We start from the raw sequence: 3269 nt of genomic DNA, 5'->3' as shown, positions 1-3269 counted from the left end.
GGGCCACTCCGAGGGAGCGGCGGGCCTCGCCGACGGAGCGGCGGGCCTCGCCGACGGCCGCGGTGTCGTGCAATGGAAAACTGGACACATGTCCCACGAGCGTGAGATCACCGTGCCCACCGACCTCGCCCGCGGCCGCCGACTCGATCCGGCCGCGGTCGGGTGGACCCGTACGCCGCTGCACCGCACCGCGATCGCCGGCTGGGGTCGCACCAAGCGCTGGGAGTACTGGGGTGTCGTGACCGACCGGTTCGTGGTGGGCCTGACCGTGGCCGGGCTCGACTACCTGTCCACCTGCGCGGTCTACGTCCTGGACCGCCGCACCGGAGTGGAGACCTCGCGCGGTGCGGTCAGTCCGTTCGGTCGGCCGGTGTTCAGCGACGCCGCAGGGGTGGGGACGGTGCACGCGTCGGCCGGAGTGGGTTCGGGGCGGGTGCGCGTCGAGATCGACGACGACGAGGGCACCACCGCAATCCGGGTGCGGGCGGCGGGTCTCCAGGTAAGCCTGGACATCGTCCGTCCGGACCACGACAGCCTCGGCGTGGTGGTGCCGTGGAGTGGGCGCCGGTTCCAGTACACCCTCAAGGATCTCGCCAACCCCGTGACCGGCTCGGTGACCCTGGACGGGGTCGTCCACGACCTCGGGACCGGGTGGGCTGTTCTCGACCGCGGGCGCGGGCGGTGGCGGTACGCCACCCGTTGGAACTGGGGAGCGGGCAGCGGCGTGGTGGACGGAGTGCCGTGCGCGCTGCAGGTCGGCGGCCGGTGGACGGACGGGACCGGGTCCACGGAGAACGGGATCCTCCACGATGGCCGCCTGCACAAGATCGGCGAGGATCTGCGGTGGACGTATGACCTGGCGGATCCGGCGGGGGCCTGGCGGGTCCGAGGGGAGCGCGTGGACGCCACACTCGCCCCCTTCCACCTCCGCCGGGACATCACCGAACTCGGGATCTTGGCCGTGCGGACCCACCAGGCCTTCGGGACCTGGTCCGGTACCGGGGTGCTCGATGATGGCACCGCCGTCAGCCTGGACGGCCTCACCGGGTGGGCCGAGGAGTCACGTAACCGCTGGTAGGTGCCGGGTGCCGGCATTGGGTCTCGGCACCCGGTGTGGGGAGATTACCCGACGTCCGGCAGCTCGAGAACCGAGTCGCAGCGGGCGATCACGTCCGCGTCGTGCGTCGCCACGAGCACGGCGGCCCCGGCGGCCGACGCCTGCTCGAGTCTGGCGAGTACGGCACTGCCCGTCGCTCGATCGAGTGCTGCGGTGGGCTCGTCGACCAGGAGCACGTCCGGCTCGCGGAGGATCGCCGCGGCCAGGGCGACGCGCTGTCGTTGCCCTCCGGAGAGCGCGCCGGGTCGGCGGTCCAGCAACTCGGAACCGAGCTGCAGTTCCTCGCAGACCCTCGCCAGGTCGGTGCGGTGATCACGCGCGAGCCGGCGGAGTCTGCGACCCACGGTGACCGCCGGGGCGAGCGCCAGCGAGGAGTCCTGCGGGACCAGAGCGAGGGAGTCGATGTGGGTTCTGGGCCGATCCTCGACCCGGGGCGCCAGTTCCTCCCCGTCGAGCCGTACGCTCCCACGGGCTGGGGGATGGAGGCCGGCGGCAGCGCGCAGCACCGTCGACTTTCCCGAACCCGAGCGACCTGCGAGGGCGACGACCGACCCGGCGGGTACGACGGCATCGAGTGGTCCGATGAGCGCGGAGTTCGGGTACGCCACCGCGAGCGAGTCGAAAGCGAGGCCGATGCGCGTCCCCCCGGAGGTGGGAGCAACTCGGGCCGGCCACCGGACCGGGCGCAGCGCCGGGGCCGTCTCCTCGATGTGGCCGCCGTCCACGGTCACCACCGTCCCGCCCACCTCACGGGCCAGACGGGCGTCGTGGGTGACCAGCACGAGGGTGCGTCCGGCCGTCACCGACATCAGGAGTTCGGTGAACGCTCGCGCGGTGTCCGGGTCGAGTCCGGCCGTGGGTTCGTCGAGCACGACGAGTCCCGGATCGACGGACAGAGCGCGCGCGATGGCCACCCTGCGCCGTTGGCCGCCACTGAGTTCTGCTGGTCGTCGACGCAGCCATCCCTCCTCGACGGGGAGCCCCAGGTCCCGCGCGTAGCGTATTCCCAGGCCCGGGCGGGCCGCGTTCTCCTCGACGAGTTGATCGACCCGGCGCCACGGTGTCAGCGCCACGCCCGGATCCTGGTCCACGAGGCAGCTGCGGCGGCGGAGTCGGCGCAGGTGCCGGGGGCTCGCTCCCAGCGCGTCCACCCCGTCGACGAGGACCGATCCGGAGGTCACCCGCAGGCCGGGGGAGACGTCGCCGACGGCGGCGTGGGCGAGGGTCGATTTCCCGGCACCGGACTGGCCCACCACGACCAGGCGCTCACCGGGCTCGACGTGCAGGCGCGGCACCTCGAGACGCCGCGCGCCGCTTCGGTCCCGGATCACCAGGTCGCGCACGGAGAGGGTGGAGGCGGTCACCATCAGATCGCCCCGTGCCCTTCCCGGTCGGCCAGGAGTGCAGGCGGCACCGTCAGTAGCGCGATCCCGATGGCGGGCACCACGACGGACCACGGGTTGAGCGTTACCCCGGCGATCGAATCCCGGACGGTGGACGCCCAGTCGTCACCGCCCCCTCCCACCCCGCCGCCGAGGAACGCCAGCGTGCTCACCAGGTAGACGGCGCTGGTGAAGCGGACAGACAGTTCCGTGAGAAGTGATCGCGACAGGCCCGGGATGACCTCCCGGACCGTCACGTCCAGTCTCGTCCGTCCCTCCGCACGCGCGACCTCGACGAACCCCGAGTCGAGAAGGGGTGCGCTCGCGGCCTCCAGATAGCGCGAGCTCACCGGAATGAACAGCAGCGTCGTCACCGCCGCCACGACCACGGCCGAGCCGTTCCCAGCAGTGGCCACGACCAGGATGACGAGCACCGGAGGGAGGGTGACCAGGACGTCGGTCGCGAATCGGACGACCGGTCGCAGTGCGGGGATCCAGGCGAGTGTCAGCCCGACGGCGGCTCCGATCACGGTCGACAGGACCGCCGCCGTCACGGAGATCGTCACGAGCGGCAGGTTGCCGTGAAGGGCTCGTGACAGGACGTCCCGTCCCAGCCGGTCGGTGCCCCACACCGCGTTGTCCCGGGTGAACGCTCCGCCCGCCACGGCATCCGGGTCGGCCAACCCGAGTGCGGGGGCGATGAACGGCCCCAGAATGGCGAGCCCCAGACCGGTTGCGAGCAGTCCGACCAGGAGCGCGCGGACATAGTG

3 protein-coding genes are annotated in these 3269 nt (G+C 72.3%); 1 reads left to right on the top strand and 2 read right to left on the bottom strand.

Features of this window, described 5'->3' with window-relative positions:
- A partial coding sequence (locus IY392_RS04475) for a DUF2804 domain-containing protein (protein ID WP_309234004.1) occupies positions 1–1078 on the top strand: 1078 nt, incomplete at its 5' end.
- A gap of 44 nt (positions 1079–1122) precedes the next feature.
- Here IY392_RS04475 and IY392_RS04470 read toward each other — a convergent pair.
- The gene (locus tag IY392_RS04470) at positions 1123–2484 is read right to left on the bottom strand and encodes an ABC transporter ATP-binding protein (protein WP_194860614.1); all 1362 of its coding nucleotides are present in this window, start codon (positions 2482–2484) and stop codon (positions 1123–1125) included.
- Positions 2484–3269, bottom strand: a 786-nt coding sequence (locus IY392_RS04465) for an ABC transporter permease subunit (protein WP_194860613.1), incomplete at its 5' end; no start/stop codon positions are given. The genes IY392_RS04470 and IY392_RS04465, both read right to left, overlap by 1 nt.

This window comes from Dietzia sp. SYD-A1 (genome assembly GCF_015356725.1).
Classification (GTDB): Bacteria; Actinomycetota; Actinomycetes; order Mycobacteriales; family Mycobacteriaceae; genus Dietzia.
The sequence above is the reverse complement of the archived record's forward strand: the minus strand, read 5'-3'. Positions and strand labels throughout refer to the sequence as shown.

Bases quoted from the DNA above. Each gene is read 5' to 3' on its own strand.
- IY392_RS04470 (WP_194860614.1), bottom strand. From the start codon at position 2,484: ATGGTGACCGCCTCCACCCTCTCCGTGCGCGACCTGGTGATCCGGGAC.